General features: G+C 45.1%; 15 protein-coding genes. 12 read left to right on the top strand and 3 right to left on the bottom strand.

Annotation, left to right across the window (positions count from 1 at the left end; all coding sequences use genetic code 11):
* From RS24_RS02195 to RS24_RS02180, 4 genes are all read left to right on the top strand, one after another.
* Positions 1-1,251: a cysteine desulfurase gene (locus tag RS24_RS02195; protein WP_021776544.1), complete on the top strand. Its 1,251-nt coding sequence runs from the start codon at positions 1-3 to the stop codon at positions 1,249-1,251.
* A 130-nt stretch (positions 1,252-1,381) separates the two neighbouring features.
* A complete protein-coding gene (locus RS24_RS02190; protein ID WP_239642392.1) occupies positions 1,382-1,699 on the top strand; it encodes an SUF system Fe-S cluster assembly protein in 318 nt (105 codons plus the stop codon).
* Positions 1,700-1,714: 15 nt separating this feature from the next.
* A complete protein-coding gene (locus RS24_RS02185; RefSeq protein ID WP_021776542.1) occupies positions 1,715-2,086 on the top strand; it encodes a HesB/IscA family protein in 372 nt (123 codons plus the stop codon).
* A gap of 12 nt (positions 2,087-2,098) precedes the next feature.
* A complete protein-coding gene (locus tag RS24_RS02180; protein WP_021776541.1) occupies positions 2,099-2,953 on the top strand; it encodes an acyl-CoA thioesterase in 855 nt (284 codons plus the stop codon).
* 14 nt (positions 2,954-2,967) lie between these two features.
* Here the strand turns inward: RS24_RS02180 and scpA are convergent, their stop codons facing one another.
* Together scpA and RS24_RS02170 are read right to left on the bottom strand one after the other, a co-directional pair.
* Entirely contained in the window at positions 2,968-5,160 is a 2,193-nt protein-coding gene (gene scpA / locus RS24_RS02175) for a methylmalonyl-CoA mutase (protein WP_021776540.1), read from the bottom strand.
* Positions 5,157-6,971, bottom strand: a complete 1,815-nt coding sequence (locus RS24_RS02170) for a methylmalonyl-CoA mutase family protein (RefSeq protein ID WP_021776539.1) — start codon at positions 6,969-6,971, stop codon at positions 5,157-5,159. The genes scpA and RS24_RS02170 overlap by 4 nt, the downstream gene beginning before the upstream one ends.
* A 199-nt stretch (positions 6,972-7,170) precedes the next feature.
* On the opposite strand from RS24_RS02170, the gene RS24_RS02165 reads away from it, so the two are divergent.
* Complete coding sequence (locus tag RS24_RS02165) at positions 7,171-8,994, top strand: ABC-F family ATP-binding cassette domain-containing protein (RefSeq protein ID WP_021776538.1); 1,824 nt, start codon at positions 7,171-7,173, stop codon at positions 8,992-8,994.
* A 163-nt stretch (positions 8,995-9,157) separates the two neighbouring features.
* On the opposite strand, the gene RS24_RS02160 is transcribed toward RS24_RS02165, so the two are convergent.
* The gene (locus tag RS24_RS02160; RefSeq protein WP_021776537.1) at positions 9,158-9,388 is read right to left on the bottom strand and encodes a DUF2842 domain-containing protein; all 231 of its coding nucleotides are present in this window, start codon (positions 9,386-9,388) and stop codon (positions 9,158-9,160) included.
* Between the two features lie 127 nt (positions 9,389-9,515).
* Here RS24_RS02160 and RS24_RS02155 point away from each other — a divergent pair, with 127 nt between their 5' ends.
* The 7 genes from RS24_RS02155 (at position 9,516) to RS24_RS02125 (ending at position 15,004) form a co-directional block, all read left to right on the top strand.
* Positions 9,516-10,574, top strand: coding sequence for a COX15/CtaA family protein (locus RS24_RS02155; RefSeq protein ID WP_021776536.1), 1,059 nt, complete (start codon positions 9,516-9,518; stop codon positions 10,572-10,574).
* Positions 10,575-10,727: 153 nt separating this feature from the next.
* Complete coding sequence (gene rplM, locus RS24_RS02150; RefSeq protein ID WP_021776535.1) at positions 10,728-11,204, top strand: 50S ribosomal protein L13; 477 nt, start codon at positions 10,728-10,730, stop codon at positions 11,202-11,204.
* A complete protein-coding gene (gene rpsI, locus RS24_RS02145; protein WP_021776534.1) occupies positions 11,204-11,713 on the top strand; it encodes a 30S ribosomal protein S9 in 510 nt (169 codons plus the stop codon). The genes rplM and rpsI overlap by 1 nt, the downstream gene beginning before the upstream one ends.
* 66 nt (positions 11,714-11,779) lie before the next feature.
* A complete protein-coding gene (fabZ, locus tag RS24_RS02140) occupies positions 11,780-12,247 on the top strand; it encodes a 3-hydroxyacyl-ACP dehydratase FabZ (protein WP_021776533.1) in 468 nt (155 codons plus the stop codon).
* Positions 12,248-12,262: 15 nt separating this feature from the next.
* On the top strand, positions 12,263-13,306 hold the full coding sequence (gene argC, locus RS24_RS02135) for an N-acetyl-gamma-glutamyl-phosphate reductase (RefSeq protein WP_021776532.1): 1,044 nt from the start codon (positions 12,263-12,265) through the stop codon (positions 13,304-13,306).
* A 22-nt stretch (positions 13,307-13,328) separates the two neighbouring features.
* Positions 13,329-13,724 (top strand): hypothetical protein, encoded by a 396-nt coding sequence (locus RS24_RS02130; RefSeq protein WP_021776531.1) that lies wholly within the window; start codon positions 13,329-13,331, stop codon positions 13,722-13,724.
* A 68-nt stretch (positions 13,725-13,792) separates the two neighbouring features.
* Complete coding sequence (locus tag RS24_RS02125; RefSeq protein WP_021776530.1) at positions 13,793-15,004, top strand: LL-diaminopimelate aminotransferase; 1,212 nt, start codon at positions 13,793-13,795, stop codon at positions 15,002-15,004.
* Positions 15,005-15,018 lie beyond the last annotated feature (14 nt).

The raw sequence follows: 15,018 nt of genomic DNA, 5'->3' as shown, positions 1-15,018 counted from the left end.
ATGCAGAAAGCTGAAGTAATGACAATGAATACGGCTTTTGATGTTCAAAAAATCCGGGCTGATTTTCCTATCCTATCTATGGAGGTTTATGGCAAGCCGCTTATTTATCTTGATAATGCGGCCTCGGCACAAAAACCTCTTCAGGTAATGAATGCTATGAATGAGGCCATGACCTCTGGCTATGCGAATGTGCATAGGGGACTCCACTATCTTTCGAATAAAGCCACAGATGATTTTGAAGTGGCACGCGAAGATGTGCGCCGCTTTTTGAATGCATCATCTCTTGAAGAAGTAATTTTTACCGGCGGGGCTACTGATGCTTTAAACCTCGTTGCTCAATGTTACGGTGCTGATCATATTGGTGAAGGGGACGAGATTATTCTCTCCGAAATGGAGCATCATTCGAATATTGTCCCTTGGCACTATTTACGCGAACACAAAGGTGCGGTTATCAAGTGGGTGCGTGTTCATGATGATGGGGCTTTTGATATGGAGGATTACAAAAACCTCCTTGGGCCAAAAACTAAATTTGTTGCTCTGACACAAATGTCTAATGCTTTAGGAACAATCACGCCAATGAAGGAGATTATCCGCTTGGCACATGAACACGGCGCTCCGGTTTTGGTGGATGGTTGTCAGGGGGCCGTGCATCTTGAAACAGATGTTCAAGACCTTGATTGTGATTTTTATGTTTTATCCGGTCATAAGCTTTATGGCCCGTCTGGTATTGGGGCTTTATACGGCAAGGCTGACTATCTAAATAGAATGCGTCCCTATCGTGGGGGCGGGGAAATGATACGTGAGGTCACACTTGATAATGTGACTTATGGTGACTTGCCTCATAAATTTGAAGCCGGTACGCCACCTATTTTAGAGGTCATCGGTCTGGGCGCAGCCATTCGTTATATTGAAAGTTATGGTCGCAAAGAAATTGCTGCTCACGAAAATGACCTTTTGGAATACGCAACTCGTAAAATGACAGACATAAATAATCTGTCGATTATGGGCACAGCGCCTGAAAAGGGCAGTGTTATTTCTTTCACTATTAAAGATATTCATCCGCATGATCTGGCAACAGTGATTGACCGATCTGGGGTAGCTGTGCGCGCCGGACACCACTGTGCGCAGCCGCTCATGAAACGATTTGGCGTAACTGCTACTGCGCGCGCCTCTTTTGCAATGTATAATACACGCGATGAAATTGACTCACTTGTCGAGTCAATTCACAAAGCTGTAAGTTTTTTCGGGTGAAATAATGTCTGAAAGCACACCAAATAAGGACATGCCGGTTATTGACACGTCAACTGAGGCACATGCTTCAAAGGCATCCTCTGATGCTGATATACCAGTTGAAAACAATGATGAAATTGCTGCACCTGAAATGTCTCCGGAAATGCAAGCCCTGACAGATGAAATCGTCGGTGCTTTGAAAAGTGTCTATGATCCTGAAATTCCTGTCGATATTTATGAGCTTGGCCTGATTTATCGCGTTGAAGTTACGGACGACAGAGATGTGAATATTGATATGACCCTTACAGCGCCTGGATGTCCGGTTGCCGAACATATGCCGGTTTGGGTGCAGGACGCTGTAAGCGCCCTTGATGGTATTGGTGATGTGAAGGTAAATATGGTTTTTGAGCCACCATGGGATCCCAGTCGTATGACTGACGAGGCCAGAGTTGCACTAAATATGTTTTAGGTTTAGGGGTAGAGAATGAACCAGACTTTTCAATTACCAAAAACAATTACCCTGACAGACGCTGCGGCTGACCGCGTAAAGCATATTATGGCGCAATCCGACGAAAATTATCTGGGTGTGCGCCTTGGTCTAAAAAATGCTGGCTGTGCGGGTATGGAATACACTATGGAATATGCCACTGAAATCCTGCCTCAAGATGAAGTGGTCGAGGATAAGGGTGTTACTGTGCTGGTAGACCTTAAAGCGGTTCTGTTCTTGATAGGCACAGAAATGGATTTCGAGACGGAAAAACTTTCTTCAGGTTTTGTCTTTAATAATCCAAATCAGACCGATGCATGCGGTTGTGGAGAAAGCGTCACTTTAACACCTGCTAAATCACCAAATTAAAGAAAGAATAAAATGGGGACTGTCAGTTTAAAAAGCATTCTCGAAATTGAACAAATTGATGATTTGATTTTCCGCGGATTTACCCCGCAAGGCGGCACTGGTCGTGTTTATGGCGGCCAGGTCATTGCGCAAGGCCTTTCTGCTGCTTCCCATACGGTTGAAAACAGACCATGTCATTCTTTGCATGCTTATTTCCTTCGTCCGGGTGATCGGTCAAAGCCAATTATTTATGATGTTGATATTGCTCGTGACGGGAGAAGCTTCTCAAGTCGGAGAGTGACAGCTATTCAAAACGGTAAGCAAATTCTTAATATGGCGCTGTCATTTCAAGTTGAAGAAACGGGATTGGAGCATGCCGAAGAAATGCCGGATGTTCCTGCGCCTGAAACCTTAAAATCACTTCAGGAATTACAATCAGATATTATTGATAAGATTCCAGAAGAGTTTCGTGAGAATATTTTGCGCAAGCGTGCCTATGAGGTTCGTCCGGTCACGCCAATGGATTATCTTAATCCAAAGCCGATTGATACGCTGAATAATGTTTGGATTCGGTTAACTGATGACACTATACCGGATGATCTGGACCACCAACGGCTCGTGCTGACCTATATGTCTGACTTGACATTGCTTGATAGTGGCCTGCGCGTTCATGGCAAAGATTACATGAACACTGATCTTCAAACGGCTAGCCTTGATCATGCTTTATGGTTTTATCATCCTTACAAAATTGATGATTGGTTGCTGTTCTCTCAGCATTCGCCGGTGACAGGTGCGGGTAGGGGATTGAATTTTGCTTCGATTTATACACGCGACGGGAAGCTCGTTGCCTCGGCCAGTCAAGAAGGTCTGATGCGCGAAAGAGGTTAGGTGATTGACCTAACTTAAGGACGTTCATTATGCCCAAGGTGAGCAGATAGTTCCGTCAGCAATGTTTTTGCCGCATCGGGAATAACCGAACCGGGCGGGAATATCGCTTTCGCGCCAGCCTTGTACAACGCATTGAAATCTTGCGGCGGGATAACACCGCCGACAATCACCATAATATCTTGCCTGTCTCGTGAATTCAGTTCTTCTCGCAATTCAGGTACTAAAGTTAGATGACCGGCAGCAAGGGAACTCACGCCTATGGCATGTGCACCGCCTTCAATAGCATCTTCGGCTGCTTCAGCCGGTGTTTGGAAAAGCGGGCCGACAATCACATCAAATCCCAAGTCTGCAAAGGCCGTAGCTACAACTTTCTGCCCTCGGTCATGACCGTCCTGGCCTATTTTTGCTATATATATCTTAGGCTTACAGCCTTGTCTATCAGCAAAACGTGAAACCATATCGCGTACTTCCACAATAGCCTTGCTATCATTGCCAAAGTCGTTGGCATAGACGCCTGAGATGACATTTGGTTTTGCCTCATGGCGGGTAAAAGCTTTTTCCATGGCATCGGAAATCTCACCAACTGTCGCCTTGGCACGCGCTGCATCAACAGCAAGCCCCAACAAGTTGCCTTCGCCAGAACTTGCGGCGTGTGTAAGGGCTTCCAAAGATTGTGTAACAGCTTCATTATTGCGCTCATTTTTGAGTTTTTGAAGACGCTCAATCTGAGATTTGCGGACAGCGCTGTTATCAACTTTTAGAACATCAATATCATCTTCCTGATCAAGACGGAATTTATTCACCCCGACGACGGTCTGTTTACCACTGTCAATGCGCGCTTGTGTATGGGCTGCCGCTTCTTCAATCCGCATTTTGGGGAGACCTTGCTCAATCGCTTTAGTCATCCCGCCGGAGCCTTCAACTTCTTTAATGTGTTCCAGCGCTTTCGCCGCAAGGTCATGGGTCAGTCGTTCAACAAAATAACTGCCGCCCCAAGGGTCAATTACATTGGTTGTTAGGCTTTCCATTTGTAAAAGTAGTTGGGTGTTTCTGGCAATCCGAGCAGAAAAATCAGTCGGTAAAGCGAGAGCTTCATCAAAACTGTTGGTGTGAAGCGATTGGGTATGGCCTTGAGTGGCCGCCATGGCCTCCACACAAGTGCGCGTGATATTATTGTAAATATCTTGCGCCGTGAGGCTCCAACCGGAGGTTTGGCAATGGGTTCTAAGAGCCAGAGATTTTGGGTTTTTCGCGCCAAGACCCTGCATGAGTTGTGCCCATAAAAGACGACCTGCGCGCATTTTGGCAATTTCCATAAAGAAATCCATGCCAATGGCCCAGAAGAAAGACATACGGGGGGCAAATACATCAATATCCAGCCCGGCATCCATTCCTGCACGAACATACTCAACCCCGTCTGCAAGCGTATAGGCAAGTTCAAGATCCGCTGTCGCTCCAGCTTCTTGCATGTGATACCCAGATATTGAAATTGAATTGAATTTCGGCATATGGGCGGAGGTGTAGGCAAAAATATCCGAGATTATCCGCATCGAAGGTCGTGGCGGATAAATATATGTATTGCGAACCATGAACTCTTTAAGGATGTCGTTCTGAATTGTCCCGGCAAGTTTCTCTGGCCCAACGCCTTGTTCTTCGGCTGCTATGATATAAAGCGCCATTATTGGCAACACTGCGCCATTCATGGTCATGGAAACGCTCATCTCATCTAAGGGAATACCGTCAAACAACATGCGCATGTCATAAATCGAGTCAATCGCGACACCTGCCATACCAACATCACCGGCGACACGCGGGTGGTCGCTGTCATAGCCTCTATGTGTTGCGAGGTCGAAAGCCACTGAGAGGCCTTTTTGTCCTGCTTTTAGATTGCGGCGGTAAAAGGCGTTTGATGCCTCTGCTGTAGAGAAGCCCGCATATTGCCTGACCGTCCAAGGTTTGTTTACATACATGGTTGCATAAGGGCCGCGAATATATGGCGGGATACCCGGATAGCCATCCAGATGAGGCAAATCCTTGGTGTCATCTTCGGTGTATAATCTTTTAAGAGATAAGCCTTCAGGTGTTTCACGAGATTTTCGGTCATTATTTTGATTGATGACGTCTTGCCAATTTTGTTTCTGGCTATCTGGCGAAATAGATGAACTCGCGTTAAAGGCGATGTTACTGAAATCGGGTAATTGACTCATGACTGAACCTCATCATAGGCAACCCCTGATAGGCTTAGTGTCAATTGTAAAACCGAAATGGTGTCACAGCCCATAAAAATATTTCCATTAATTGCGTCCGACTCATATTTTCCAGCCAACCATACATGTGCGCAACCGGCCTCAGCAAGGCCTTGTGCCAATGTTTCCGCATGGTTCTCATAAGCTGCATCCGTGCCGCAAATAACGGCGACAGAAAACCCACTTGCTGTAAAGTCATCAATAATCGCATTGAGGTCATTGCCACCACAGCCAAGATGGCTCTCAATCCCACCAGCGGCAAATAAATTTGTGGCAAAATTTGATCTGGCGGTGAACTCAGCCGTTTCCCCAAGAACGGCCAGATATATTTTAGGTTTTTGGTTTTCTGCCGCAAAGCGCAATTTTTCAAAGGCTTCAGCAGGTCGCGTTTCTTGTAAAGCACCGCTACCATATACTGGGCGCGGCTTAAGCAAAGCTTCCTCCAAATTGGCGAAATCACCTGCACCCAGAACGGGCATTTTACGTTTTGCTATATCTTTATTTTCAGTAATGCGGTTTTCTTCAATATTAGTGGTGACTATTTTCATACCTTCAGGGGAGGCAATGCCGCCTGCTTTTTCGATGCTCTGAAAAAGTGACCAGCTTTTTGAGGCGAGGGCTTCAGATAGTGTTTCCACATACCATGAGCCACCAGCAGGATCCATAACTTGCCCGATATGACTTTCCTCTTGCAAAATTACTTGAGTGTTTCTGGCTACACGCCGCGTGAGCAGATTATCGCTTTCGGCGATAGATGTGCAGGGCAGTGCGGTTACAACGTCTGCTCCCCCAATACCGGCGGCAAGTGTGGACATGGTTGCGCGCAACATATTCACCCACGGGTCGGCAAGAGAGAAATATCTCTCAGAGCCTTCGGCGTGAATATATGGCGTGACAATTTTATCTTGCTTTAGTGCCGCGCAAATATTCCCCCAGAGGAGACGTAGAGCGCGTAGCTTGGCGATAGAACCAAAAAAATCTGTATCAGCGCTGACCGTAAGTGTCAGGCGGTTGATTATATCAGCAATATCAAGACCTGATTGTTCTAGATAACGCATGTAGAAGGTTGCCGTTGCGATAATAGCGGCAAGCTCAGTTATCGCATCTGCGCCTGCATTATGATATGTCAGTCCGCTTGCAGTCATAAGCCGGATATTCGGGGATGATTGAGTTTGCTCAACAAGCCCTAACATTCCGGGGAAGATGGTATCGACATCATCATCAATTTTTAAACCCGATGCGGCGGCATAGCCCAACGGATCAAGATCAAGAAAGATAGCTTTATAATTGCCTATTTTGCTAGCGAGATGAGTAGCAAGATTAATCGCATTATCATCTGCGCGCAAAAATAACGGTGCAATATTGATATCAACACCCTCAAGCAGCTTATCAAGTTGGGTGGGTGTTACTGTGTCAAAACGACAATCCAATAGCAACGCACTCACGCCGCCTTCTAGGTCAGTGAGTACATCTTTATTATCATTACCTTTACGCCCTAGGGTAAAACGCGATGCGATATGCCAAGGCAGGAAAGAGTTTGAAAGCGATTTACTGCCCCGAAGAAAGGGCGCTTGACCCGGCATTCCATGAGCGGCTTGAGATAAGTTAACTGTCTCATTTGTATAAAGCGGTTCCCTGCTCAATCCATTATGGCGAGTCTGCAATGTCTCATAGGCGGCCCCTCTTAGAGCTTTCTCAACAGCTTCTAACCAGTCTTTTTTATCAGCATCCGGGAAATCATTTCCAAGCGATAGGTTTGTTTCTTGCGTCATAGATGAAGACTCAGTTTGATTAAAGTGTTAGGCACATAACATTTACAGACCATAATTTCAAATTTTGAGAGCTAGCACAATCATAAGACACCCCAGTAAACTCAGATTTATTATTGTGGTATCTGTGTTGCATTGGATGGAGTGGCAGGACGTGATATGAAGCCCATTCATAATGTTCGAGCATAATTGAGAAATCGTGATGTCCAGCCCACCTATTTTATATCTTCAGGATGTAAACCTGACTTTTGGTGTGACGCCGCTTCTTGAAGGGGCAGATTTGTCTATCGCACCGGGTGAGAGACTTTGTGTTGTCGGGCGAAATGGCTCAGGTAAATCGACACTTCTTAAAATTGCTGCTGGAATGGTTGAGCCTGATAGTGGGGAAAGATTTGTCCAGCCAGGAATAATGGTCAGCTATCTTGACCAAGACCCGACATTTAAGGGGGCTTCGACTATTGGCGAATATGTGCTGGCAGAACTCATGGATAATGAAGACAAACAACGTGCCTTTCAACTTATGGCGGATTTGCGTTTGTCTTCCGATCAAGGGCTTGAAAATCTCTCGGGCGGTGAAAAGCGTCGCGTGGCGCTGGCAAAGGTCATGGCGCCTGACCCTGATATTCTTTTGCTAGATGAGCCAACGAACCATTTGGATTTGCCGGCGATTGAATGGTTAGAAAATGCACTAAAGTCTTTGCGCTCCGCGCTGGTTCTCATTAGCCATGACCGAAGATTCTTAAGCAATATGTCTCAGTCAACATTATGGCTGGATAGAGGAAAGACAAGCTTGCTTAAAAAAGGTTTCAATCATTTTGAGGATTGGCGGGATCAGGAGATTGAACTGGAAATTATGCGACTTCAAAAACTCGACAGGAAAATTGAGCGAGAGGAGCATTGGGTGCGCTATGGCGTGTCAGGCAGGCGTAAACGTAATGTAAAGCGGCTGGCTGAATTATCGGCTTTAAAAAAACAGCGCCGGGATCATCAAGGCCCAGCAGGTAATGTGAAGGCGCAAGTCAGCGAAGCCGATATGTCTGGTAAGCTTGTGGTGAAAGCCGATAAGATTGCCAAAAGTTTCGGGGATAAAAAAATTGTCTCCCAGTTTTCTACACAAATTAAGCGTGGCGACAGAGTTGGTCTCGTCGGTGCAAATGGGGCGGGTAAGACCACCATGCTAAATATGTTGATTGGTGAGTTGGAACCTGATGTCGGCAATGTGCGTCTTGGAAAAAACCTTCAAATGCTTGTGCTGGATCAGGCACGGGCAGGTATTAAGCGCGACTGGACAATTAAGGATGCGCTGACTGATGGGGCAGGGGACTATGTCACTATTGGTGAAGATAAAATGCACGTTATTGGCTATATGAAGGATTTTCTTTTCCATCCTTCTCAAATGCGGACACCTGCCAATGTGTTATCTGGTGGCGAGTTGGCGCGTCTTTTGCTGGCGCGCGGTCTCCGGCATCCTTCTAATGTGTTAATCATGGATGAGCCAACAAATGATTTAGATCTTGAGACGCTGGATTTGCTTCAAGAACTGATTGCAGATTATCAGGGTACAGTCATTCTTGTAAGTCACGATAGAGATTTTCTCGATCGTACTGTGACCTCTGTAATCAATTCGGAGGGCGAAGGGCAGTGGGTAGAATATGCCGGTGGTTATAGTGATATGCTGGTGCAGCGTAAAGCCGGAGATGTGGGGGGTGATAAAGATGCGCATAAATTGCCCGAAGGTAAAAATCTAGACAAAAACGCGACAAGTCCCCCACCAACACATAAGGCTATTACCAAATTAAGCTACAAGCAAAAATATGCTTTAGAGCAACTGCCTGGTGAAATGCGCGAACTTGAAACGCTTATTGCCGACAGCAAAAAACTTTTATTCGACAGCACGCTTTTCACGAAAGACCCTGAGCTATTCAACAAAACCGCGATGGCACTTGAAAAAGCTGAAACACGTCTGGCAGAAGCCGAGGCGGAATGGTTGGAACTAGAAATCTTGCGCGAAGAGTTGGAAGGATAAAATGTTCTTGCCGAGGAAATCAACGCATGTTACCCCCAAACAAGATTAAAAATGTTTAGGTTGAGCGCGTATTATGTCTTCTATTTTACCAATTGTTATCTTTATTGCTGTCATCATCGTACTGAATATTACTCAGTTCGGTAGCATTGATTAAAAGAATTAATTAGGCGACATCCCTGTCAGTTTTTTCAGGTTTTTGCATCCACCAGATGATAATTCCCGCAGGAAAAGTCCAGGCCAGGCCGGTTATCAAATAAAACATAAATTCGATAAAGCCGTTAGCAGGCATCCATCCGCTGACTGCAATCGTCATGACAATCATGGCGTAAAAAAACAACACAATAAGCAACAACAACATGCCAATAAATTTTCTTAAGCGGACGGGTAATCTCATATCTATCTCCTGCTTTTGATATAGCAGACAGATGAGCTTTGACAATTCATCACATCATGATGGGCTTGGTTAATTTGTCGCAAGTCTTCATCTTGCCCTGATATGAGCACAGGTTTAAATCCGTTACATGGATATGTTGTATTCAAAAAATCATGTAACGAAGGAAAACCGAGCTGTAGGCATCTGGCTTCTCAGTGTGGCCAGTTTGATAATTCTCATGGTTTTGGTTGGCGGGCTTACCCGACTGACGGACTCTGGTTTGTCCATCACTGAGTGGAAGCCTGTGACGGGCGCATTACCACCTTTATCGCAAGCAGACTGGATGTCTGAATTCGATAAATATAAAGCCATTCCAGAATATCAGTTGGTCAATAAAGATTTCAGTCTTGAAGAATTTAAATATATTTACTGGTGGGAGTGGGGGCATCGGCAACTTGGCCGCGTTATCGGCGCTGTATTCTTTATTCCTTTTATGTTTTTTCTCATGCGCGGTTTTATAGCCAAAAAGAATTTTTTGCCGCTGACGGGCATATTTTTTCTTGGTGGACTTCAAGGCTTTATGGGGTGGTATATGGTGCAAAGTGGTTTGACAGACCGCGTCGATGTTAGCCAATACCGCCTCGCTATGCATTTGGGGCTTGCCCTTATTATCTTTTGCTTGGTTTTCTGGCAGGCTCTACGTTTGCTGCAACCTGCGCAGGCTATAGCAAAACCATCGAGACAAATTTATTTCGGATATTTTTTAATTTTCATGGTTTTCATGCAATCTTTGCTTGGTGCTTTGGTGGCAGGGTTGAATGCCGGCAAAACCTATACAGATTGGCCGCACATGGATGGTGTTCTTATTCCTTCCGGCTTGCTAGATATGCAGCCGGTCATGGATAATTTTTTCGAAAGCCATCTCACAGTCCAATTTGATCACCGCATCGGTGCTTATCTGCTATTAATTTTAGTAATCATACATTTCTGGTCGCAGTTTAAACAAAACGCGCCCACCCGCGTAACCGCAGGATTATTGATGTTCGGAGTGATCGCGCAGGCTGTACTCGGGATTGTCACCTTAATGCAGGCCGTTCCAATGCATTTGGGTGCTCTCCACCAGCTTGGTGCCGTATTTGTGCTGGCACTGAGCGTTTATCATGTCTATAAATTACAGTACACCCCATTCTCGGCTCAAACTGTTTAATTCCAACAGCTTAGATTTAGGTAATATATTACCATATTTATAAATAGTTGATAAAAAAGTATAAATTTACTACATCATATATTGACATCGATGCTGTGACGGCTTAGAAACTCTAAAAAATTTGTACCATTCAAATTTATTGGACTTTGACTTATGAAAACATATTCTGCAAAACCTGCTGATATTGAAAAAAAATGGGTGCTGATTGATGCCGAAAACTTAGTTGTCGGTCGTTTGGCTTCCATTATCGCAATGCGTTTGAGAGGTAAGCATTTGCCTACTTTTACGCCTCACATGGATTGCGGCGATAACATCATCGTTATCAACGCCGATAAGGTAAAATTCACCGGTAATAAAACTGGCGACAAGACCTACTACCGCCACACCGGTTATCCTGGTGGTATTAAGGCGACAACACCTGAGAAAATTCTTGAAGGTAAGTTTCCTGAAAGGGTTTTGGAATTGGCTGTCAAAAGAATGATGCCGGGTGGGCCGCTAACGCGCCAGCAACTCACAAATTTAAGAATTTATCAGGGCTCAGAGCATCCGCATGAGGCTCAAAAGCCCGAAGTTCTGGATGTATTATCTATGAACAATAAAAATCTTCCAAGAAATCTGAGGTCGTCATAATGAGCGAAGAAACAACTCTCGAAAATCTTGATCAGGCACTCAAGGCTGATACGCCATCACAGCCTACAGACGATGTGGTTGAAACGACACCTTCAACACCTGCGGAACCTCAAATTGACGCTCAGGGTCGATCTTACGCTACTGGTAAACGTAAAAATGCGATTGCGCGTGTTTGGATTAAGCCTGGTGCGGGTCGCATTACGGTAAACGGTAAAGGCGAAGAGACATATTTCGCACGTCCTGTACTGCGTATGATTTTGCGTCAGCCATTGGTTGCTGCTGGTCGTCCAGAATCCTATGATGTTGTCGCTACAGTTAGCGGTGGAGGGCTTTCAGGCCAGGCCGGTGCAGTTCGCCATGGTATCTCAAAGGCGCTTACTTATTACGAACCCGAACTGCGAGGTGTGTTGAAATCAGGTGGCTTCCTGACCCGTGATAGCCGGGTTGTCGAGCGTAAGAAGTTTGGTCGCGCTAAAGCCCGCAGAAGCTTCCAGTTCTCTAAACGCTAGTGAAATATACAAGACTCGTTTAAAAAGGAGCCTTGTGGCTCCTTTTTTATAGGGTGGTATTTGATTATGAGTGATAAAAAAGAAAATAAATTACGAGTTGAACGTGAGGAAATTTTAGAACTTCTGCCCCATCGTGGAACTTTTCAACTTATAGATGCGTTGGAAAATTTAAATGGTGAAGATAGTTGCACAGGTATATTCAAAGTAACTGAAGATGCGTTCTGGGTGCCTGATCATTTTCCATCACATCCAGTTTTGCCAGGTGTTTTGATAATTGAAGCTATTGCTCAAACGGCGGGTGCACTTGTGGCGCATCACCGAAAAGATGAAATCAACGCATCGGTCATTTATTTCCTGGGCATTGATAAAGTTAAGTTCAGAAAACCTGTTTTTCCGGGTTCTGAGGTTAGAATTGACGTGAACCTGATTCACCGTAGAGGTGCGGTATGGAAATATAGTGGTGTTGCGAAAGTTGATGGAGAAGTCGCCACTCAAGCCGAGGTATCGGCCATGAATTATGAACCAAAAGAGTAAAAGTTAGATGAGCTGATGGAACGGGCTGTAAATGTTGTGATTATTGGATCCTCCGGATATACCGGCGCTGATGCTATTCGGTTGCTGGCTGAGCATCCATTTGCCAATATTACAGCTCTCACAGCGCACCAGCATGCCGGAAAAAACTTATCCGATATTTATCCTCAATTCTCCGGCGTTTCGCCCCAGATTTTACAAACCACTGACGAGATTGATTGGTCCAATGTTGATGTTGCGATTTGCGGTTTGCCGCATGGCACATCGCAAAAGCTTATTGCGTCCATTCCCGACACGGTAAAGATTATTGATATGTCAGCAGATTTCAGGCTTAAAAATGCGACGACCTATCAGGACTGGTATGGCCTATCTCATGATTTTCCTGACTTATTATCTGAGGCTGTTTATGGACTGAGTGAGCATTATGCTGATTCCATTATGTCAGCGCGCCTAGTCGCTTGTCCCGGATGCTATCCAACAGCAGTTTTAACGGCTCTGCTGCCCGTTATAAAGTTAGGGCAGGTGAGCTGTGACGATTTGATAATTGATGCCAAATCAGGGGCAACAGGAGCTGGACGGAGCCTGAAGGAAACCAATCTGTTTTGCGAGATTGCTGAAGGGCTTGCACCTTACAGTATTGCGCATCATCGCCATGCACCAGAAATTGAACAAGAAATAGGATTTGCAGCAGGTTCAGATAATGTGACGATTAATTTTACGCCACATCTGGTGCCAATGAATCGGGGTGAGTTGGTTACTATTTACGCAAAAACTAATGGCGCAAAGGCAGATGATGTAAGGGCTTTGTTGAACGCATTTTATGACGATAAACCTTTTGTGAGGATTGTCGGTGCAGATGAAACACCAGCGACACGTCATGTGCGGGGGTCAAATTATTGTCATGTAGGGGTTTATGATGACCGGTTACCGAATAGGGTTATATTGGTCGCGACGCTGGATAATTTGGTTAAGGGGTCTAGCGGTCAGGCCATACAGAACATGAATCTCATGTGCGGATTTGAAGAAACCAGCGGTTTAACACAATTACCGCTTTACCCATGATTTAGAATTGGACAAATACTCAATGAAGATATTTTCAACCTATGGTTTTTTTCTTTTTCCCAAGCTTTTGATTTTAACGCTTGTGATTTCATTCGGGCTTGCGGGGTGTTCGAGTGCCTTGAATCCTCTAGATATTTATAGTGATATTTTCCAAAGCAAGGCGGCGCGTTCAGATGTTTTGAAAGCTGATGTTGAAAATCGCGCTCACTCAGATTTCATCCTGCGGGGTGGTTCACTATCCAGATTGCCGTCATTGCAAACAGATGAAGGGATTACCCCTCAGCCGTCTCAGCCGGTTGAGACAAAACCTCTTTCAGAACCTCCTCTTAATAACGAAGAGGAGCCATCGGCGGAAAATCAAACTCAACAGCAGAAGAAAACCCCCGCCTTTCCTGGTTTATCTGGTGTGGTGCAGTAGACTTGCCATAAGCTTGCCGCAATTAAAGGTATAATAAACTTATTATTATCGATGATTAAGAAATTCACATGGTTCAAGATTTTCAAAGAATACAAAGACTTCCCCCCTATGTGTTTGAGCAGGTAAACAAGCTCAAATATCAGGCACGTTCAGATGGGGCAGATATTATTGACTTTGGTATGGGAAACCCGGATTTGCCGACCCCTAAGCACATAGTCGATAAATTGGTGGAGACTGTTAATAACCCTAAAACTCACAGATATTCTGCCTCAAAGGGTATTCCGGGTTTGCGCCAGTCTCAAGCGAGATATTATGAACGTCGTTTTGGGGTCAAACTAAACCCCGACACCGAGATTATTGCCACACTTGGATCTAAAGAAGGCTTCGCTAATATGGCTCAAGCTATGGTTAACCCAGGCGATGTTATTCTGGTTCCAAATCCGACTTATCCAATCCACGCTTTTGGCTTTATCATTTCTGGTGCGACCATTCAGCATTTGCCAATTCTCCCAGATACTATGTCCACACCTGACGGTTTCTTTGAAGTTTTGGATCAGAATGTTCGTAATTCCGTGCCGCTCCCCAAGGCTCTGGTTTTGAATTTTCCAGGCAATCCAACTGCTGAAGTGGTTGATCTGGATTTTTATAAAGAAGTCGTAAGCTATTGTAAAAAAAATGATATTTTAATTCTTTCAGACCTTGCTTATGCCGAGATATATTACCACTCCGATAACCCGCCGCCGTCTATTTTGCAGGTTGATGGTGCGAAAGATATCGCTGTTGAATTTACATCCCTGTCAAAAACTTATTCCATGCCAGGCTGGCGTATGGGCTTTGCTGTTGGTAATGAACGCCTAATTGGCGCGCTAACACGCATCAAATCATATCTTGATTATGGTGCATTTACACCCATTCAGGTTGCGGCCTCGGCAGCGCTCGATAGCCCTGATAGCGTCATTCAGGAAATTCGGGATGTTTACAAGCATCGTCGTGATGTCCTTATTGACGCCTTTGACAGGGTGGGGTGGCATGTTCCTGCGCCTGAGGCAACCATGTTTGCTTGGGCACCAATCCCAGAGCCATTAAAAAAGCTTGGGTCGCTTGAGTTTTCAAAGCTTTTATTGCAGGAAGCCGATATAGCTGTGTCGCCCGGCATTGGTTTTGGCGAATATGGTGATACGCACGTCAGAATTGCGCTGGTTGAAAACGAGCAACGTATTCGTCAGGCCGCACGAAACTTGAAAAAGTTTCTCGATAAACATCAGATTTCAGCTGCCTGATCCCTGGAGAAGAA

The sequence above is a fragment of the Candidatus Micropelagos thuwalensis genome, assembly GCF_000469155.1.
Classification (GTDB): domain Bacteria; phylum Pseudomonadota; class Alphaproteobacteria; order RS24; family RS24; genus Micropelagius; species Micropelagius thuwalensis.
Note: the sequence above shows the minus strand (reverse complement) of the source record. Positions and strands in the feature narration are given on the sequence as shown.